The sequence below is a fragment of the Veillonella sp. 3627 genome, from assembly GCF_003992195.1.
Lineage (GTDB): Bacteria > Bacillota > Negativicutes > Veillonellales > Veillonellaceae > F0422.
In genome coordinates this window covers 81,939-99,767 of the sequence record NZ_RQVG01000005.1, presented here as the reverse complement: position 1 = coordinate 99,767, position 17,829 = coordinate 81,939, and the positions used below count along the sequence as shown (strand labels likewise).

Sequence of the window (17,829 nt, the reverse complement as noted above, 5' to 3'; positions counted from 1 at the left end):
TTCAACTGATTTTCAACCTTTCGGCTTACTGATTTACCATACTTAGTATGATAAATTGGTATAATTAAAAATATCTTTGTACACTCTATAAAAACATTTTATAAAAGTACTTGTAGCCAAGGTCGATCTTGGACCCAAGTCACTTTCACAGACAAACCATAGAGCGCCGATAAAATATCATCGGTAATGACCTCATATTTCGGCCCCGATTGAAAGATTTTACCTTCTTTTAATAGTGCCACATGGGTCACTGTGGGAAGGATTTCCTCGATTTGGTGCGTCACATAGATAAACGGACAAGGACTGTCCTGAGTCCCTCGTTGATTGAGATGACGGAGCAATTGTTCTCGGCTCGGTACGTCTAACCCATTGCATGGTTCGTCTAAGATGAGCAAATCTGGTCTCGTCATCAAAGCACGACCGATTAAAACACGACGTTGCTCCCCTGTGGAAAGTACCCCAAAGTGGCGATGTTGTAAATGTTGTAATCCCATACTTGCTAGGACCATATCACAGCATTGTTCTTCTTCCTCTGTCACTTCTCGATACACACCGATGGTACCATGCGCTCCAGATAGCAAAATTTGTCGCACCGTTTCATCTCGCATAGTACGTTCAAATTGCCCCAAGGTAGAGCTGACAAATCCAATACGATCTTTCACATCTTTCCAGACGCATTGTCCAAAGGTATGTCCTAGGACACGCACCTCACCGCGGGTGGCACAGGTGTAGGCCATAATCATGCCTAGCAAGGTGGACTTGCCTGCTCCATTAAGGCCGAGTAATGCCCAGTTTTCCCCTGTGTTCACATGCCAGTCCACACCTTGCAAAATCGCTTCCCCATTGCGGACAAAGGTAACTCCTTCATAATGTAACAACTCACCTTGCTTTGGTATAACCATTACATTTTTTCTCCACGACTCATAGCGGTGCAACCTGTTTTTGCAATTTCCAGAATACCATATTCTTTCATAATTTCTATGAAAGCATCTAGTTTCTGCGTTTCTCCTGTAATTTCCATCATGATAGAGTTAGGACCTACATCGAGTACATTACCACGATACACATCTGCTAATTGGATAATCTGCGGTCGCACAGACACATCTGCTTTCACCTTAATAAGCATCAATTCACGGCGCACCACTTGTTCTGGAGAGAAAATTTTGACCTTAATGACGTCAATCAATTTATAGATTTGTTTTTGAATTTGGTCTAATTGCACTTCGTCTGTTTCTACGGTCAATGTGATCCGTGCATGATGATTAGGAATAGATATGCCAGATGTCATTTGTGTAACGGAGTACCCACGACGATTAAAGAGGGACAGGATACGAGCCCCGATACCTGGTTTATTTTTTGTAATGACTAGCACTTGGTGTTGTCGTACTTTACTCATTGTCAGGGCCTCCTTTCAATCCAATCATATCTTTGGCACTGCAACCTGCTGGAATCATTGGGAACACATTTTCTTCTTTTTCCACAATGCAGTTAATCACCACTGGCTCATCGGATAAGATAAGGTCTCGTAATTGACTACGCAAGTCTTCGATGGTGGACAGTGTCACCCCTCGCACGCCATACGCTTGTGCCAACACTTCAAAGTCTGGACTAATGGATAAATCCACGAAGGAATAGCGATGGTTATTAAAGAGTTCTTGCCATTGGCGAACCATGCCCAAGAAACCATTGTTGATGATGACCACTTTCACAGGGATATTGTAAGCTTTTAATAGGAGCAATTCTTGGCTATTCATCTGTAGGCCCCCATCCCCTGTGATGAGCACTACTTTTGTATCTGGTTGTGCTACTTGCGCACCGATAGCTGCTGGCAAACCAAAGCCCATCGTACCAGCTCCACCAGATGTAATGATGGTATTCGGTTTCGAATAGGTGATGAATTGAGATGCCCACATTTGATGTTGCCCTACGTCTGTGACCACGATGGCATTGCCCTTCACAATATTATCGATTTCTTGAATTACTTTTTGTGGTAATAAAGACTCTCCCTCATGAGGACGAACGCGAATTGGGTATTCCTCACGCCATTCACGGATGCGTTCCAACCAATCTTCATGGGTTTGTGGTATTAGTTCATGATTCATTTCATTCAACACATGTTTCAAGTCCCCTACGATAGGTACGTCGATTAATTTATTTTTTTCAATTTCTGCTGGGTCAATGTCTACATGTACAATTGTTGCCTGTGGGCAAAATTCTTTTGGCACTCCTGCAATACGATCATCAAATCGTATACCCAATGCCAAAATTACATCCGCTTCATTGGTAGCATAGTTCGCATATACGGTGCCATGCATACCTAGCATTCCTAAGGATAATTGATGTTCTCCTGGGAAAGACCCCAATCCTAGTAAAGTATTTGTGACTGGAATTTGACAGGTAGTGGCTAATTTATATAACTCTTCTGTAGCGCCTGATATTAACACCCCATGGCCAGCGATAATCAACGGTCGTTTCGCTGCTTTTACAATTTCGATAGCCTTTTTGATTTGCTTTTTATGTCCAATATAATTTGGATCATAGCCTTCTAGGGAAATCGGTTCATTAAAGATTGCTTCAAATTCTTCATAAGAGATTTCTGCTAATTGCGCATCTCGTGTGATATCTACTAGCACAGGGCCTGGACGACCGGTTGTGGCCAAATAGTAAGCTTCTTTCACCGTTCTCGCAATATCTCGGATATCCTGTACCAAGTAATTATTTTTCGTCACTGGCATGGTAATCCCAATGATATCGGATTCTTGGAACGCATCTTTTCCTAGCAAGTGGCTAGCCACCTGACCTGTTATGGCCAAGAGAGGAATAGAATCCATATGCGCCGTCATAATGCCTGTCACAAGGTTCGTCGCCCCTGGGCCAGAGGTAGCTAAGCACACACCACATTTGCCAGAAGCACGAGCATAGCCGTCTGCCTCATGAGCCGCCCCTTGTTCATGGCGTGCTAAGTAATGGTTGATTCCCTCAAAATCATAAATTTCATTGTATATAGGAATTACGGCGCCGCCGGGATAACCAAATATGTCTGTCACTCCCAAGCGCTTCAATGTTTCTAGGAGTATGCGAGCTCCTCGAATCATCTTCTGTTCACTCATAGTTTATCCTCTTTCTATATCCATCTCATCCATTAGTCATGTTCATTAAATTCATTAGAACTGATACGGTGAATCGTATATCCACGGTCCGCCATGGCAGCCGTAATTTTTTTTATATGATCTTCCCCATTCGTTTCTACAGTCACCACCAACTCCACTTCATGGAAGCGATCTAGATTCTTAAACTGATTATGTTCTAGTTTAATGACATTCGCATTTTGTTCTGCTAAGATTTCAGATACTGCCACTAATTGACCTGGTTTATCTGATAAATTCACAGCAAATGTAAAAATACGACCTCGTACGACTAAGCCTTTAGTAATCATGGACGCAATGGTCAATACGTCGATGTTACCACCGCTCAAAATACTAACCACAGTTTTGCCTCGCACCCGTAATTTTTTCAAACCTGCCACTGAAAGTAAGCCAGCATTTTCACCGATGATTTTATGTTTTTCCGCCAATAATAGGAAAGCTTCCATCAATTCATAGTCCGATACGGTTACGATTTCATCCACATAATTTTGGATGTATTCCAAATTCTTGGAACCAATTAATTTTACGGCTGCCCCATCTGCAATTGTACTCACCGATGGAAGTGCTACTGGTTTTCCCTCTTCTACAGCAGCTCTTGCACTGGCTGCGCCCTCTGGTTCTACGCCTATAATCTTTACTTGTGGATTTTTTAGCTTAGCTGCTGCTGCCACGCCGGAGATCAATCCGCCACCACCAACTGGTACTAAAATAATATCTGCATTTGGTAATTCTTCTAAAATTTCTAAGGCAATGGTCCCTTGCCCTTCAATGACATCTTCATCATCGAAAGGATGGACGAACACATAGCCGTGCTTCTCTTGTAGTTCACAAGCCTTTTCATAAGCTTCGTCATAGACTTCGCCAGCGAGCACTACTTCTGCTCCGTATTGGCGCGTCGCCTCTACTTTAATGAGCGGTGTATGGCGTGGCATAACGATAACTGCTTTAATGCCCAATCGTTGTGCTGCTAGCGCCACACCTTGCGCATGGTTACCTGCAGAGGCGGCGATAACGCCACAGGCTTTTTCTGCTTCTGTTAATTTGGAAATTTTATTGTATGCGCCCCGTAATTTGAAAGACCCTGTGCGCTGTAAATTTTCCGGTTTAATATATACATGATTGCCTGTTTCTTGCGAGTACACAGAGCTATGAATTAATTTTGTTTTCACGGCGATAGTAGCCAATCGCTCCCTAGCCTCCATGAAATCGTATAATTTATGCATATAAACGTCCTTTCCTAAGTATATATTCTATCTACGGACCTGTACTTCCCTCATAGATATGTATTCTGACTGCATTCCCTCTTATGCTTCGTCTAAGATTTCGATGGCACCTTGTGCTGCAGAGGATACATGCATAGCATATTTTTTCAAGTATCCTGTGACATCTGATTTGTACGGTGCTAAGTTTGCTTTTCTTCGTGCAATTTCTTCCTCTGAAAGTTTCACATTCAAGGATCGATTTGGAATATCGATTTCGATGATATCTCCATCTTCTACGATGGCAATAGTGCCACCAGATGCTGCTTCTGGAGATACGTGACCAATGGATGCACCACGGGTAGCACCAGAGAAACGACCATCTGTAATTAAAGCTACGTCTTTACCAAGACCCATGCCTGTGATTGTCGCTGTTGGTGTCAACATTTCACGCATACCTGGACCACCTTTTGGACCTTCGTAGCGAATGATGACTACATCGCCTTTCACAATTTTATGACCCATAATTGCTTCTACTGCTTCTTCTTCACTGTTGAAGACTTTTGCTGGACCAGAGTGAACGAGCATTTCTGGATCTACAGCACCTTCTTTGACCACGGAACCGTCCGGAGCTAAGTTACCTTTCAATACAGCGATACCACCTGTGGTGTACACTGGGTCACTCCAAGGATGGATCACATCTTCGTCTAGGACTTTCATAGTTTTAGCAATCGTACCTTGATCCACCAGGCTCACAGATTTTGCACTTTCATGTAAATGTCCTTGTTCTTGCAAACGATGCATTACCGCATACACACCGCCTGCAGCATGTAAGTCTTCGATGAAATATTTACCAGATGGAGACAATTTAGCCAATTGTGGTGTCTCTCCTGCAATGCGATTGAAATCGTCCAAGGTTAAGGATACACCCGCTTCATGAGCAATGGCTGGTAAATGTAGCGCCGTATTAGAAGAGCCACCCAATGCCATATCTACAGCTACCGCATTTTCAAAAGCTTCTTTCGTCAATACATCTTTTGGACGTAAGCCTTCTTGCAAGACTTCCATTACTTGCATGCCCGCACGTTTTGCTAGACGCAAACGCTCGGAGTATACTGCTGGGATCGTACCATTACCAGGTAATGCCATACCCAATGCTTCTGTTAAGCAGTTCATCGTATTCGCTGTATACATACCAGAGCAAGATCCGCAAGTTGGGCAAGCTACGTTTTCAATATGTTCTAATTCTTCTTCGGAAATGAGGCCTGCTTCAAATTTACCCACCGCTTCAAACACGTCGGATAAACCTATTTTTTTGCCATTGTGCACGCCTGCTAGCATCGCACCACCAGAAACGAATACAGATGGTAAGTTCAAACGAGCCGCCGCAATCAACATACCTGGCACGACTTTATCGCAGTTAGGAATGAATACCATTGCATCGAATGGCGTGGCCATAGCAGAGGCCTCAATGGAGTCAGCGATAATATTGCGTGTCACCAAGGAATATTTCATACCGATGTGGTTCATCGCCAATCCATCACAAATACCGATGGTATTAAATTCCATAGGAATACCGCCAGCCTCGCGAATACCATCTTTCACAGACTGTACAAGATTTTTCAAATGCACATGACCTGGAATGATTTCGTTGAAAGAATTGGCAATCCCGATGATTGGTTTTCCAATTTCCTCGTTGATGAAACCTAATGCTTTTAATAATGAACGATGAGGAGCTCTTGTAGCTCCTTTTGCTACTCTATCACTGCGTACCATATAATGATCCTTTCTACTTATATAAACATGATTTATAACACTTGTTATAGTCGCATATTGTTGTCTATATACTATGTGCATAACACTGAAATAATTGAATGGGATTTCTATTGGATAGTTCTATGATTTTATATCCAACATGTTCCCAATCCACATCTAGTATTCTGACATACTATGTTAGACATAAAAAAGGGCGATCCCTGAGGAATCGCCTTTTCATATATATGTATGCACGTTAATCAAATAGACTACAACACCCTAGATTCCTTATGTTGTACACAAAGAAACCTAAGATGGTAGCTCTACCGAAGAAAAGGCGACCTCTATGGAATTGTTAGTTCTAATGACGTTCACTAAAATGAACAGGACGAGCACGAGAATTGCTAACAATGCCATGATAATCTCCTTTCTGTACGATATGCGTACGAATCTTAACTATAAGTGTAATACTTTAAAAATAAAATAACTGTCTACTATTGTAACACCTTTGTCCACTGTGTGCAAGTAGATATCTATATTTTTTTACTCTTTCAGATGTGTTATTTTCCACAATCTGTTATACTATAGGTGTTACTTCCCCCATACTGGTAACAGAAAGGGGGTGAACTTAATGTTAACATTAATTATTACACTTTTTATCTCGATTACGGCAAATGTTCTCGCTTATTACATTTGTAAATGGTTAGATCGAGTATTTAAGAAGTAACTAGCCTAGCCTTGTCAGCTATATAGACAAATAAAAACACCCAGGTCTCGCCACCTGGGTGTTTTTTGTGAACCTAATGTTAACTATTTTCACACTTTTTTCGCTTGCCAACATTATATCATAATTACAAAAAAATTAAAACCCCACGGTTGGCAGACCGTGGGGTTTCTTTTGTTTGCAATTAGAAAATCCTCAAATTTATCCAAATCCATTATATCACTTTCCTAGTATATTTTCTAGTATATAAGAAACACCCAAGTCTCGCCACCTGGGTGTTTTTTTTGGTGAGCTTTATGGAATCACCATTACTCTTTTTCGCTTGTCTTTATTATAGCATAGTTAAGTAAAGAATAAAACCCTATTCCCCTAAAAAGCGTTTTGCCTCGCAGTAGTTTACGATACCTTCTACTACTTTTTTAGCTTCACGCATAGCCAATACTACGGTAGCTGGTTTATGCACTACGTCACCGCCTGCGAATACACCTTGACGGCTTGTCATACCATATGGCATATCTCGTGTCACCACATAGCCAGACTCATTCACTTCAATACCATTACCAGGACCCACTAAGCGTGTGTTTGGTTTGTGACCGATGGCCACGATGATTTTATCCGCTGGTAACGTAAAGTCTTCGCCAGTGCTTTTCACAGATCCATCTTCTTGTAATTCTTGTCGTGTAAATGTCAACCCTTCCACGATATCTGAACCAGTTACTTCTTTTGGAGCGGCTAAGAATTCAAAATGAACGCCTTCTTCTTTTGCTTCTTCAAATTCAGATGGGTTTGCTGGCATTTGTTCTTCTCCACGGCGATACGTCACTGTTACACTTTCAGCACCAAGACGAACACAAGTACGAGCCGCATCCATCGCCACATTACCAGCACCGATGATGAGAACTTTATCACCTTTATATACAGGAATTAATGATTCTTCAGCTCTACCATTTTGTACTAATTGTACAGATGTCAATAATGCCATCGCCTGTAACATACCTGCTTTGTCATCACCTGGTAAAGAAATTTCCATTGGCACATGAGTACCGGTAGCAATAAAGATAGCATCAAAACCTTCTTCAAACAGAGCATCTAAGTTACGATCTGGACCGATAGTGACATTACATTCAAAAGTAACACCTAATGTTTCTAAACGCTTCACTTCACGACGTACAATTTCTTTGCCTAAACGGAACTCCGGAATCCCAAACAATAGGATACCACCTGGCTCATCTTGGCGTTCAAATACTGTCACATCATAGCCTAATTTTGCCATATCTCCAGCCACTGTTAATCCAGCAGGGCCAGAACCAATAATAGCGATTTTACCTTGGTCTTTACGATTTGGTTTTATCTTGCGAAGATTATTATTGCTTTCAAAATCTGCAGCAAAGCGCTCCAATTTACCGATATTAATGGGTTTGTTCGCACGATTTAAAATACATGCCCCTTCACATTGTTTTTCACGAGCACACACACGGCCGCACACCGCTGGCAAACTGCTACGCTCTGCAATAATATCGTTGGCTAATCCAAAATTACCATGTGCAATAGCTTGGATGAAACGAGGAATTTCATTTTCAATAGGACAACCTGTACGGCACAATGGCTTCGCACAGTTCAAACAACGCTTTGCCTCTGCAAAGGCCTCTTCCATCGTATAATCTTTATCAAATTCTAGTTCATGTCTTAACTCCATAAAGACCTCCTTGCACCACTCTGGTGACACACTTTTCCTTTATATACTCTATGTATAGGTTCTTATTGATTCCGATATCATATCTATAGTATACCATAGGCAACTATACTTCACTGTAACAATGGCTACACCCTTGCTATATCTATGACTATAAGTGCTCCTTTTCTTAGTGAAAGTACTAAAAGATATATTCTATAGTATATCATATGTGCGCACTGTGTGTAACTATGTATTTTTATATATTATGAAACGATACGCCTATCGTTTCACTATCCTTGCAACGATGCAAAAAAGAGGTCCACCTCATGGGTAGACCTCTATATTCATAGTGATTAGTTTGCAGATGTAATGGTTCCTTTGAAAGTTTCTGCAATGAATTGTTTAATGGCCTCAGACTGATAAATCTCTGCAATTTTTTTGTATGTTGCGTTGTCTTTATCTTGTTCACGTGTAGCCAAGATCATCACTGCTAATGGCTCATCTTTTGGTTCTAAGTACAATCCTTTTTCACCTACGTTGATACCTGCGCTTTGCACGTAGTTCATCGGAATCGTCGCTAATGTCACATCATCTAAGCTACGAGGTAATTGTGCTGCCTCTAGCTCTTGAATTTTTAGGTTCTTAGGATTTTCCACAATGTCTGCTACTGTAGCTTTAAAACCAACGCCTTCTTTCAATTTAATAAGACCTGCTCGTTGTAACAAGGCTAAGGCACGTCCACCATTCGTTGGATCATTTGGAATTGCTACTGTGTCGCCGTCTTTCACATCGATAGGAGATTTTACAGAATTACTGTAGATACCCATTGGCATTAAAATGGTTTTGCCGATTGGCACTAGTTTAGAATTATTTTGCTTATTAAAGTTTTCCAAAAACGGCACATGTTGATATGCATTCAATTGGATATCTCCGTCTGCCAAGGCTTTATCTGGTGTGATATAGTCAGAAAATTCCACCACTTTCAACTGGATGCCTTGCTTTTGTGCTTCCTTCGCTACCGCCTCAGCCACTTGTGCATGAGGACCTGCCGTAGCGCCAATTTTAATTTCTTGCGTTGTTGTCGATGTACTACAGCCCGCAATACCTAACGCCAATATACCCACTAATAGGGGTGTGAATAGTGATTTTAATTTCATAATTCTATCCTTTCATAACTACAAATATTACTAATAAAAATTATATTTCAATTCTGAGTATACAGAATATCATAAGAATCTTCTCTTGCCCAATATAATTTTTATTACACTATTAATAGGTAAAAACTATAAATTATATACATTGAAACTTTTTTTCATAGTCACAAATAATTGAATTTCTAAAATATTTGAGTTATTATAATCATGTTTTTATACGAAAGGAGTAACTATATGTCAACTTTTTACAAATGGCATAAGAGAATATCTATCTTTTCTATTATATTTTTTCTTATGTTTTGCATTACCGGTTTATTATTATTATTTAGAAACGAATTAAATGCTTGGTCTTTAGGACAAACCTCTCATAGTACATCTACTATGACAATGAGTCCATCCTCATCCTCTATATTTGATGCAGCAGATGCGGGTGCTGCATTGGTAAAACAACAATATCCATCAAAAGATATTTTGAATATTTCTCCAACTATGAATAGATCTAACCTATTACGCTATAGAATTATTGATTCATCAGCCACATCTGCCCCACCTGCACGAATGGGTATGGGAGGAGACTATACCTTATATAATCCAAATTCTAATACACTTGTTGAATCTCATCGTGTCACCCCTACGCATCCATGGGTACGAAGTGCACTACACACAATTCATGAATTACATACTCGATTAGCCTTAGGAAAATTTGGTATTTATCTTGTAACTATTCTATCTATGATATGCTTCTTATCCATCCTTAGTGGTATCTTTTTATACGGCCCTTTCAGTTCCGCCTATAAACGAAGTACACAAACATCAAATCGATTACAAATCAGCGCTCTGCATCGTGAATTTTCTATGATTGCTTCTGTTTGGGGAATTATATTATCACTAACAGGTGTATGGATTGGAGGTTTTTTTATTGCTAATGATTATTACACAAAAAATGTAGCCTCTATAGCAACACAAGAATTAGCTAATCATACATCCGAAATTTTATCTCCTTCTGAAGCAATTCAACGAATCCTATCAACCTATCCTAATCGTCAACTTATTTCTATGGATTATCCTTCAAGATTTAATAATTATCACTATGCCTTTTATTTAGGTAGCCAAAATGATGACGATCCTGCCATGTTTTTAGGTCAGCCTGTATATGCCAATTTATATAGTGATTCAACCCTCGATCAATATGCAACAAAAGAAATTCCTTGGTATTTCACCGGAATGAAAACTATGATAAACTTACATATTCATAATCATAATTCCATGGTATTAAAAATATTATGGGCCATCTGGGATACTATTATCATCATTGGTATGTTATTAGGCATTATCCTAACGATTATGAAACGATATCATATCCCTATGAAAACTACATCTATAAAATCTACCTTATCTCCTACTCATATTTGGAGAATTCCTGCTATATCTAGTGTATTAATTGCTTGTGGTCTTATCATTCCAATGTGGCCTAATTCTATGACAGAAACAATTGGTGCTATTTGCTTATTGATTCCTTTAGTACTCTTAATATACTCTTTATATCAGCACTATACTCGAATCAAATAAACTCTATAATATATTCATGATAGTCTTTCTTATAAACCCATGAAAAAACCGATGTCACAGATATATCTTTCTATGACATCGGTTTTTATCTATGGTGCGCCCAGAGGGAATTGAACCCCCGACCTGCAGTTTAGGAAACTGTCGCTCTATCCTACTGAGCTATGAACGCAAGTATACATCTATTATAGTCTAACTCTACTATACCTAGCAATATGAAATCCAAATAAGATTCGATCTGTATCGTATGTGCATATCCACAATACAGAACATTTTTTCTAACTCTTTAAGATTCAATAAAGCCTTATAGTACAAGGGTTATTCACTTTTTGTGTATAAATTGTGGATAACTATAGAGTTATTAACACTAAATTCACAAGGTATTAACATCCTACTCACAGTCTATACCCATAGTTATACACTGAGTTATCCACAGTTTAGTGGATAACTGTTCCATATGTACGATAAAAGTATCTTTTTTGTTCTATTTTTACACTATATCCACTAGTATTGTCTATCTACCCATGACATAGATGTACTATTGCTTACATATACGATAAAACAAAGCTATATCTCATCATCTACTACATACACAATAAGCCTATAGAACATAGCTAACCTGTTCTATAGGCTTTATCATATACATGGTATATATCAGATTTTCTCTTACCAGGATACTTTCAGTATGCACCGCATCGTATCTTGCAAGTACTGACTATCCACCATATGCTCTCACTTATTCAGCAAAGTGTAATTGACCATCTACTTCTACTGGAATCCCCCAGTCAACTTGCACGCCATTTTTGTTCCACATGCGAGTTAAGGCTAATTTTAAGTTATCGTAGGAGTCCAATGGTTGCACTGTCAACTCATCATATGTATTTAATCCTGTGGCATGCATTACTGTTTGTTCTGCTTGCAAATAGGATTCTACTTTCTCTTTCCAAGTTACATCCTCTAATACCACTTGGCATTCTTTTGTTTCTTTGTTATACGCAATATGACCACGCTCATTATCTCCATAATGAATTGCTAAATATACCCATTCCATGGTGTACCCTCTTTCATGACTAACATAAGTTATGATGTATACTATACTCATACTTTGATGTATTCTGTTTCTATTATATCGTATCTTTCCAAGTAGTGGCAATATAGATACTTCTAATTCTATTGCAGTTTACTCCAAATGATTACAATACTTTCAATATCCATACCATTGCTTTTTATTTTTACGTACATTATAATGTACATAAAGAGGTGATACACATGGCAATTATTAATATTACAAATTTTAGAAAAAATATTTTTGAGTATTTAACACAGACTATTAAATACAATGAACCACTCAGCATCAGCACTAAAGATGGTAATGCCGTCCTATTAAGCGAAGATGATTATTTATCCTTGTTAGAAACTTTATATTTAACATCCAAATCTAGTATGAAAGAAATTTTACTAGAAGGAAAAAACACTCCATTATCCGAATGTATTTCAGAAGAAGAGGTTATTTGGTAATGTATACGTTAACTTATACAAAATCTGCTATAAAAGATATACCTAAGTTAAAATCTGCAAAACTTGATACAAAAGCAAAGGCATTACTAGAGATTATTAAAGTAAATCCTTACCAAACACCGCCAAGGTATGAAAAATTGGTGGGCGATTTAGAAGGTCTATATTCACGTCGCATTAATATCCAACATCGACTTGTGTATGAGATTTTTGAGGAAGAAAAAGTTGTTAAAATAATTAGTTTATGGACACATTATGAATAGAATAAAACGGAGGAAAGTTGTACTATATCATCAACTTTCCTCTGTTTTATTTATATTCATTGTTTGTATTCAATAATTATACTAGTCTGAACTACTCTCCACCGCTACTTTCCGTGTCACCATTACTTTATCCACCCGCGTGTTATCCATATCCATGACTTCAAATTGCAATGGCCCATAGTGACAGCGGTTGGCTTCTTTGGGAATACGACCGATTAAGTAGGTCACGAATCCCCCTAATGTTTTATACAGATCGTCTTCTTCTCCTGGCAATAGTTCATCTACTTCAAAGTATTCTTTCAGTTCTTCAATGCTAATAAGACCATCTACAAGATACGTACCATCTTCTCGTTGGACGATGCGATTTTCTTCTTCTTTCTTTTCCTCTTCCCCAGATGGCATCAATCCCACGATTTCTTCCATAATGTCGTGGAACGTAATCATCCCACTCATACCACCATATTCGTCTAGCACAATGGCTTCATGAGTACCTTCTTCTCTGAAAGTAGATAATACTTTCATTAAGGACAAGGATTCTGGTACGAGCACTGGTTTACGCATGCAATAAGCTAGAATATCTTTCATCGGACGATGACTTTCTTTCATCTGTTGTGCCAACACATCCACGGAAGATACTAAGCCTTTCAGCTCATCTAAGGAATCGTCACCTACTGGAATACGATGTTCGTTACATTCCATAATGGTCTCTAGGATGTCCTCATCACTAGCGTTAATATCAATCCACGTCAACTGCGTACGAGGTGTCATAATATCGCTGGCATCGAGGTCAGCTAAGCGGAAAATATTTTCTACTAACACTGGCTCTTCCTCTTCATAAGCGCCTAATTCCACACCTTGTACAAGCATTTTATTAATTTCCGATTCCGTCACCGGTGCTTCTTCTTTGTGTTTGACGCCTAATACTTTCAGTAGCACCGTTGTAGACATACTGAGAAGTGCCACAAATGGTTTTGTAATCGTGGCAAAGTATTTCATAGGAATTGCCATCATGATGGCAATGGATTCTGGAGAATTGTAAGCCAATCGTTTTGGTACTAATTCCCCTATGACTAAGGATAAATAGGTTGTTAAAGATACGATAAAAATAGGGCTCACTGTATCGGCATAATCAGCTAGCCACAAGATATGTTCTTTGATATAGGTCGCCATAGGATCGGAAAAAATAGCCCCTGAATACAAACCAGTGACGATACTAATTAAAGTAATACCAATTTGTATAGTGGAAAACATTTCATTCGGATCTTCTGCGAGCTTAATGGCCATGCGAGCTCCACGATTACCGGCTTCTGCCTTTTCTTCTAATAATCCTTTACGAGCATTAATAATGGCTAATTCCGTCATGGAAAATAAACCATTTAAAATGATGAGTATGACTACAATTAAAATTTCTATACCTATGTCACTGCCCACTGATTCTATCTCTCCTTATCGATTCCTATCTATAAAACTATACTATATGTATCTAACTAATCATCTACTAACTTTAAATAGTTATGTATTCTAGTACAATACTTACTGTCTATTTTTACTAAATTATATTTCAATACTTAAAAATATATTGAAATACTTCTGCATTCTTATATAATACTTGTTTGCTATTTGTAAAAGTAACTCTAATACATACTAAATAACAACCGCTGTTCCTGTGCATGTTACCATGAGCATACCATTCGTTTCACCTAATGTTTCATAACTCACAGATACACCTACGATCGCATTAGCTCCCATATCTTTCGCACGTTTACTCATTTCTTTTAAAGATGCCTCACGAGCGCTAGATAAAGATGATTCATAACTATTACTACGACCCCCTACAACATCTCGAATAGAAGAGAAAAAGTCTTTCACAAAGTTACGACCTTCTACAACTTCTCCAAAGACGATTCCTTTATATTCTTTAATTGGTTGTCCTTCAATTTGCATCGTTGTTGTAATAATCATAGGTGTCTCCTTTATTCTCATATTGATATGATTTAAACCTTATTATTCGTATTATATCATATTTAGAATACTTCCATATAACACTATATAAATACTTGTTGAATCAGTACCATATACAGAATTGTTCCACCCCCAATGGATAGGAACATATTTCCTTTCCATAGGTGTAGTAATACTGTCACAGCTATAGCGATTATATCCGACATACCATGATATACACCAGATATATCCACATGGCGCAAAGAAAAGACCACCAACAAACTCATCGTTGCCGACGGCAATACTTTCCCTAAATACTGCACATAAGCAGGTGTTTTTGTTTTCGAAGTAAAAATTAAAAATGGTAAAAATCGTGTTGCCATAGTACCAAGCACAACAATGGCAATGGTTATGATTTGTTCCGTGAAAGTCATTGCTCTCCCTCCATTGTTCTACGTAACAGACTTAATATGACTACGATTCCAATCATAGCAGGAATCATAAAGTGTTCACTGCCAAAGACAATCAAGGCAACGCCAGGAATCACTAATCCTATGCCAGAGCTAATCAAATTTCGTTGCATTTTATATTGCTCCAAAGCCAATACAATAAAGAGTGCAGTCAGTACAAATTCTAGTCCTTTTGCATTAAAAGATAATACAGATGCAAAAAGATTACCTATGACAGAACCCACAACCCAATATAACTGATTCAATAAAGTTACAAAAAAATAACACCATTTCTTGGAAATTTCAGCAGGAATTTGTGATGTATAGTTAATGGAAAAACTTTCATCCGTCATTCCAAATATGAGATATGGTGTTAGCCATCCCATATGTCTATATATAGTTAACATAGAAATTCCATAAAATATATGACGCCCATTGACCATGAGTGTAATTAAAAAAGCACCTACTGGATCGAAAGGAGATAGTAACATAGCTACTGTTACAAATTCCATAGATCCTGCATAAATGAGAGCACTCAATGCCAATGTATAGCCCCAGGAAAATCCCATAGAATGCATATAAATGCCATAGGATAGTCCTAAAAATAAAAATCCCAATAATAACGGTGTTGTTTTAAGAAAACCATATCGTAAGGCAGATATTATTGTATTTTTTGTTGGTTTAGGTTCCATATATACCATCCTTTCTTTCATCGTGTATCATTAGTATTACTAGATTATCAAATTTTATAAAATACTGACAATTATTTTATATAAATGATTAAATACATATATATTCAAAATATGTACATGGATACAAATAACTTAGTGCCACTTTTACTATACTATCAAATTCTAGAATACTTATATATTTATATAATATATAATAGGTTAATAAAAGATTATTTTTTAACCTATTTCCTTTAGTATCCTATTTTAATTATAAAATTAATGAACAGAAAAACAGCCCATGGGAACTTCTTCCCATAGGCTGTTTCTATTAGTCCTCAAAATCGCGAGATAAATCCACTTCTTTTAGAGGAACTACTTTTGTTTTATATTTTGCTTTATACCATAAGTATACAGCGAAGAATACTGGAAGACCAATATAAGCAACGGATACTCCGTACCAGTCAATACTTTCACCCATGAAGGCTGTATAGTTTTGACCAGCAATAATGATCAAACACAATGCTAAGGCAAACAATGGACCAAATGGGAACCAAGATGCTTTGTAAGGCAATTTGGATACATCATGACCTTGTGCCACATAAGCACGTCGAAAACGATAATGTGCAATCGCAATCCCCACCCATGTGATGAATCCACTCATACCACTGATATTAATCAACCAAGTATAGGCTTGACCTTCCCCAATTAAGGATGTTAAGAAAGCAAACAAACCAAAGGCTGCTGTTGCTAACAATGCCGGAATTGGCACACCACGTTGGTTAATAGAGCTAAATAATTTTGGTGCATCTCCTGATTTAGATAATGCATATAACATACGTGTAGAGGAGAATAAACCAGAGTTACCAGCCGATAATACAGCGATCAACAAAATAGCATTGATGAAATGTGCCGCCCAGTCAAATCCAAAACGGTCAAATACCAATGTAAATGGACTGATGGACACATTTTCCACAGAACTGTTCAATAAATTTGGATCATTATAAGGGATTAAGAAACCGATGACTGTGAAAGAACCAATATAGAACAATAAAATACGCCAGAAAATAGAGTTAATGGCTTTAGGAATATTTTTTTCTGGATCCTCAGACTCACCAGCAGCAGTACCAATTAATTCTACCCCTTGGAAAGAGAAACCAGCAATCATAAAGATAGCTAAGATAGAGGAGAATCCCCCTACAAATGGAGCCTCTTCGATAGTCCAGTTATGGAATCCTGGAGATTCAGTACCAACCCCAAGAATCAATAAAGATCCTAATAATAAGAATACAATAACAGTAATAACCTTGATGCTAGAGAATAGATATTCACTTTCACCAAAAGAACGAGCTGATAAATAATTCAACACAAACAGAATCAATAAGAACAAAGCAGACCAAATGATAGCTGGCACATCAGGGAACCAGTATTTCATAATAAACGCACTCGCTACGAGTTCCGCCGCTAATGTAATGGCCCAGTTGAACCAAAAATTCCAACCCAAGGCAAAGCCTAAAGCTTTATCTACATAGCGAGAAGCATGGGTACCAAAGGAACCAGATACTGGTAAATAAGTGGTCATTTCCCCTAAGCTAGTCATCAAGAAATATACCATGATACCGATGAAACTATAGGCAATTAAAGCACCACCAGGACCTGCTGTACTCACTACTTCACCACCGGCTACGAATAAACCTGTACCGATGGCACCGCCCAATGCAATCATATTCATATGGCGGGATTTTAAACTTCTTTTTAATTTATTATTTTCCAT

General features: G+C 38.3%; 16 protein-coding genes and 1 tRNA gene. 3 read left to right on the top strand and 14 right to left on the bottom strand.

Annotation, left to right across the window (positions count from 1 at the left end; genetic code table 11):
• Positions 1 to 98 precede the first annotated feature (98 nt).
• From EO114_RS03975 to EO114_RS03945, 7 genes are all read right to left on the bottom strand, one after another.
• Positions 99 to 902 (bottom strand): ABC transporter ATP-binding protein, encoded by an 804-nt coding sequence (locus tag EO114_RS03975; protein ID WP_009353958.1) that lies wholly within the window; start codon positions 900 to 902, stop codon positions 99 to 101.
• The gene (gene ilvN, locus EO114_RS03970) at positions 902 to 1,396 is read right to left on the bottom strand and encodes an acetolactate synthase small subunit (RefSeq protein ID WP_009353959.1); all 495 of its coding nucleotides are present in this window, start codon (positions 1,394 to 1,396) and stop codon (positions 902 to 904) included. The genes EO114_RS03975 and ilvN overlap by 1 nt, the downstream gene beginning before the upstream one ends.
• Complete coding sequence (ilvB, locus tag EO114_RS03965; protein WP_009353992.1) at positions 1,389 to 3,110, bottom strand: biosynthetic-type acetolactate synthase large subunit; 1,722 nt, start codon at positions 3,108 to 3,110, stop codon at positions 1,389 to 1,391. The genes ilvN and ilvB overlap by 8 nt, the downstream gene beginning before the upstream one ends.
• 32 nt (positions 3,111 to 3,142) lie before the next feature.
• Positions 3,143 to 4,369 carry a threonine ammonia-lyase gene (gene ilvA, locus EO114_RS03960; RefSeq protein ID WP_062402280.1) on the bottom strand — a complete coding sequence of 409 codons (1,227 nt, stop codon included), beginning with the start codon at positions 4,367 to 4,369 and terminating at the stop codon, positions 3,143 to 3,145.
• Positions 4,370 to 4,450: 81 nt separating this feature from the next.
• The gene (ilvD, locus tag EO114_RS03955; protein ID WP_127061665.1) at positions 4,451 to 6,121 is read right to left on the bottom strand and encodes a dihydroxy-acid dehydratase; all 1,671 of its coding nucleotides are present in this window, start codon (positions 6,119 to 6,121) and stop codon (positions 4,451 to 4,453) included.
• Positions 6,122 to 7,185: 1,064 nt separating this feature from the next.
• Positions 7,186 to 8,520: an NAD(P)-dependent oxidoreductase gene (locus EO114_RS03950; protein ID WP_126941370.1), complete on the bottom strand. Its 1,335-nt coding sequence runs from the start codon at positions 8,518 to 8,520 to the stop codon at positions 7,186 to 7,188.
• 332 nt (positions 8,521 to 8,852) lie between these two features.
• Positions 8,853 to 9,656: a MetQ/NlpA family ABC transporter substrate-binding protein gene (locus EO114_RS03945; protein WP_062402273.1), complete on the bottom strand. Its 804-nt coding sequence runs from the start codon at positions 9,654 to 9,656 to the stop codon at positions 8,853 to 8,855.
• 231 nt (positions 9,657 to 9,887) lie between these two features.
• On the opposite strand from EO114_RS03945, the gene EO114_RS03940 reads away from it, so the two are divergent.
• The gene (locus EO114_RS03940) at positions 9,888 to 11,222 is read left to right on the top strand and encodes a PepSY domain-containing protein (RefSeq protein ID WP_127061663.1); all 1,335 of its coding nucleotides are present in this window, start codon (positions 9,888 to 9,890) and stop codon (positions 11,220 to 11,222) included.
• 92 nt (positions 11,223 to 11,314) lie between these two features.
• On the opposite strand, the gene EO114_RS03935 is transcribed toward EO114_RS03940, so the two are convergent.
• Together EO114_RS03935 and EO114_RS03930 are read right to left on the bottom strand one after the other, a co-directional pair.
• Positions 11,315 to 11,391: transfer RNA gene (locus tag EO114_RS03935), tRNA-Arg, on the bottom strand.
• Between the two features lie 564 nt (positions 11,392 to 11,955).
• Positions 11,956 to 12,270 carry a hypothetical protein gene (locus EO114_RS03930; protein ID WP_127061661.1) on the bottom strand — a complete coding sequence of 105 codons (315 nt, stop codon included), beginning with the start codon at positions 12,268 to 12,270 and terminating at the stop codon, positions 11,956 to 11,958.
• A 218-nt stretch (positions 12,271 to 12,488) separates the two neighbouring features.
• On the opposite strand from EO114_RS03930, the gene EO114_RS03925 reads away from it, so the two are divergent.
• Positions 12,489 to 12,737, top strand: a complete 249-nt coding sequence (locus tag EO114_RS03925) for a type II toxin-antitoxin system Phd/YefM family antitoxin (protein WP_127061659.1) — start codon at positions 12,489 to 12,491, stop codon at positions 12,735 to 12,737.
• The gene (locus EO114_RS03920; protein ID WP_127061657.1) at positions 12,737 to 12,997 is read left to right on the top strand and encodes a Txe/YoeB family addiction module toxin; all 261 of its coding nucleotides are present in this window, start codon (positions 12,737 to 12,739) and stop codon (positions 12,995 to 12,997) included. The genes EO114_RS03925 and EO114_RS03920 overlap by 1 nt, the downstream gene beginning before the upstream one ends.
• An 81-nt stretch (positions 12,998 to 13,078) precedes the next feature.
• On the opposite strand, the gene EO114_RS03915 is transcribed toward EO114_RS03920, so the two are convergent.
• The 5 genes from EO114_RS03915 to EO114_RS03895 form a co-directional block, all read right to left on the bottom strand.
• Entirely contained in the window at positions 13,079 to 14,428 is a 1,350-nt protein-coding gene (locus EO114_RS03915; RefSeq protein ID WP_127061655.1) for a hemolysin family protein, read from the bottom strand.
• Positions 14,429 to 14,641: 213 nt separating this feature from the next.
• Positions 14,642 to 14,959: a YbjQ family protein gene (locus EO114_RS03910; protein WP_062402264.1), complete on the bottom strand. Its 318-nt coding sequence runs from the start codon at positions 14,957 to 14,959 to the stop codon at positions 14,642 to 14,644.
• An 83-nt stretch (positions 14,960 to 15,042) separates the two neighbouring features.
• Positions 15,043 to 15,372, bottom strand: coding sequence for a branched-chain amino acid transporter permease (locus EO114_RS03905; protein ID WP_127061653.1), 330 nt, complete (start codon positions 15,370 to 15,372; stop codon positions 15,043 to 15,045).
• A complete protein-coding gene (locus EO114_RS03900; protein ID WP_127061651.1) occupies positions 15,369 to 16,079 on the bottom strand; it encodes an AzlC family ABC transporter permease in 711 nt (236 codons plus the stop codon). The genes EO114_RS03905 and EO114_RS03900 overlap by 4 nt, the downstream gene beginning before the upstream one ends.
• Before the next feature lie 307 nt (positions 16,080 to 16,386).
• Positions 16,387 to 17,829 carry an amino acid permease gene (locus EO114_RS03895; protein ID WP_127061649.1) on the bottom strand — a complete coding sequence of 481 codons (1,443 nt, stop codon included), beginning with the start codon at positions 17,827 to 17,829 and terminating at the stop codon, positions 16,387 to 16,389.

Bases quoted from the DNA above. Each gene is read 5' to 3' on its own strand.
- EO114_RS03975 (WP_009353958.1), bottom strand. From the start codon at position 902: ATGGTTATACCAAAGCAAGGTGAGTTGTTACATTATGAAGGAGTTACC.
- ilvN (WP_009353959.1), bottom strand. From the start codon at position 1,396: ATGAGTAAAGTACGACAACACCAAGTGCTAGTCATTACAAAAAATAAA.
- ilvB (WP_009353992.1), bottom strand. From the start codon at position 3,110: ATGAGTGAACAGAAGATGATTCGAGGAGCTCGCATACTCCTAGAAACA.
- ilvA (WP_062402280.1), bottom strand. From the start codon at position 4,369: ATGCATAAATTATACGATTTCATGGAGGCTAGGGAGCGATTGGCTACT.
- ilvD (WP_127061665.1), bottom strand. From the start codon at position 6,121: ATGGTACGCAGTGATAGAGTAGCAAAAGGAGCTACAAGAGCTCCTCAT.
- EO114_RS03950 (WP_126941370.1), bottom strand. From the start codon at position 8,520: ATGGAGTTAAGACATGAACTAGAATTTGATAAAGATTATACGATGGAA.
- EO114_RS03945 (WP_062402273.1), bottom strand. From the start codon at position 9,656: ATGAAATTAAAATCACTATTCACACCCCTATTAGTGGGTATATTGGCG.
- EO114_RS03940 (WP_127061663.1), top strand. From the start codon at position 9,888: ATGTCAACTTTTTACAAATGGCATAAGAGAATATCTATCTTTTCTATT.
- EO114_RS03930 (WP_127061661.1), bottom strand. From the start codon at position 12,270: ATGGAATGGGTATATTTAGCAATTCATTATGGAGATAATGAGCGTGGT.
- EO114_RS03925 (WP_127061659.1), top strand. From the start codon at position 12,489: ATGGCAATTATTAATATTACAAATTTTAGAAAAAATATTTTTGAGTAT.
- EO114_RS03920 (WP_127061657.1), top strand. From the start codon at position 12,737: ATGTATACGTTAACTTATACAAAATCTGCTATAAAAGATATACCTAAG.
- EO114_RS03910 (WP_062402264.1), bottom strand. From the start codon at position 14,959: ATGATTATTACAACAACGATGCAAATTGAAGGACAACCAATTAAAGAA.
- EO114_RS03905 (WP_127061653.1), bottom strand. From the start codon at position 15,372: ATGACTTTCACGGAACAAATCATAACCATTGCCATTGTTGTGCTTGGT.
- EO114_RS03900 (WP_127061651.1), bottom strand. From the start codon at position 16,079: ATGGAACCTAAACCAACAAAAAATACAATAATATCTGCCTTACGATAT.
- EO114_RS03895 (WP_127061649.1), bottom strand. From the start codon at position 17,829: ATGGAAAATAATAAATTAAAAAGAAGTTTAAAATCCCGCCATATGAAT.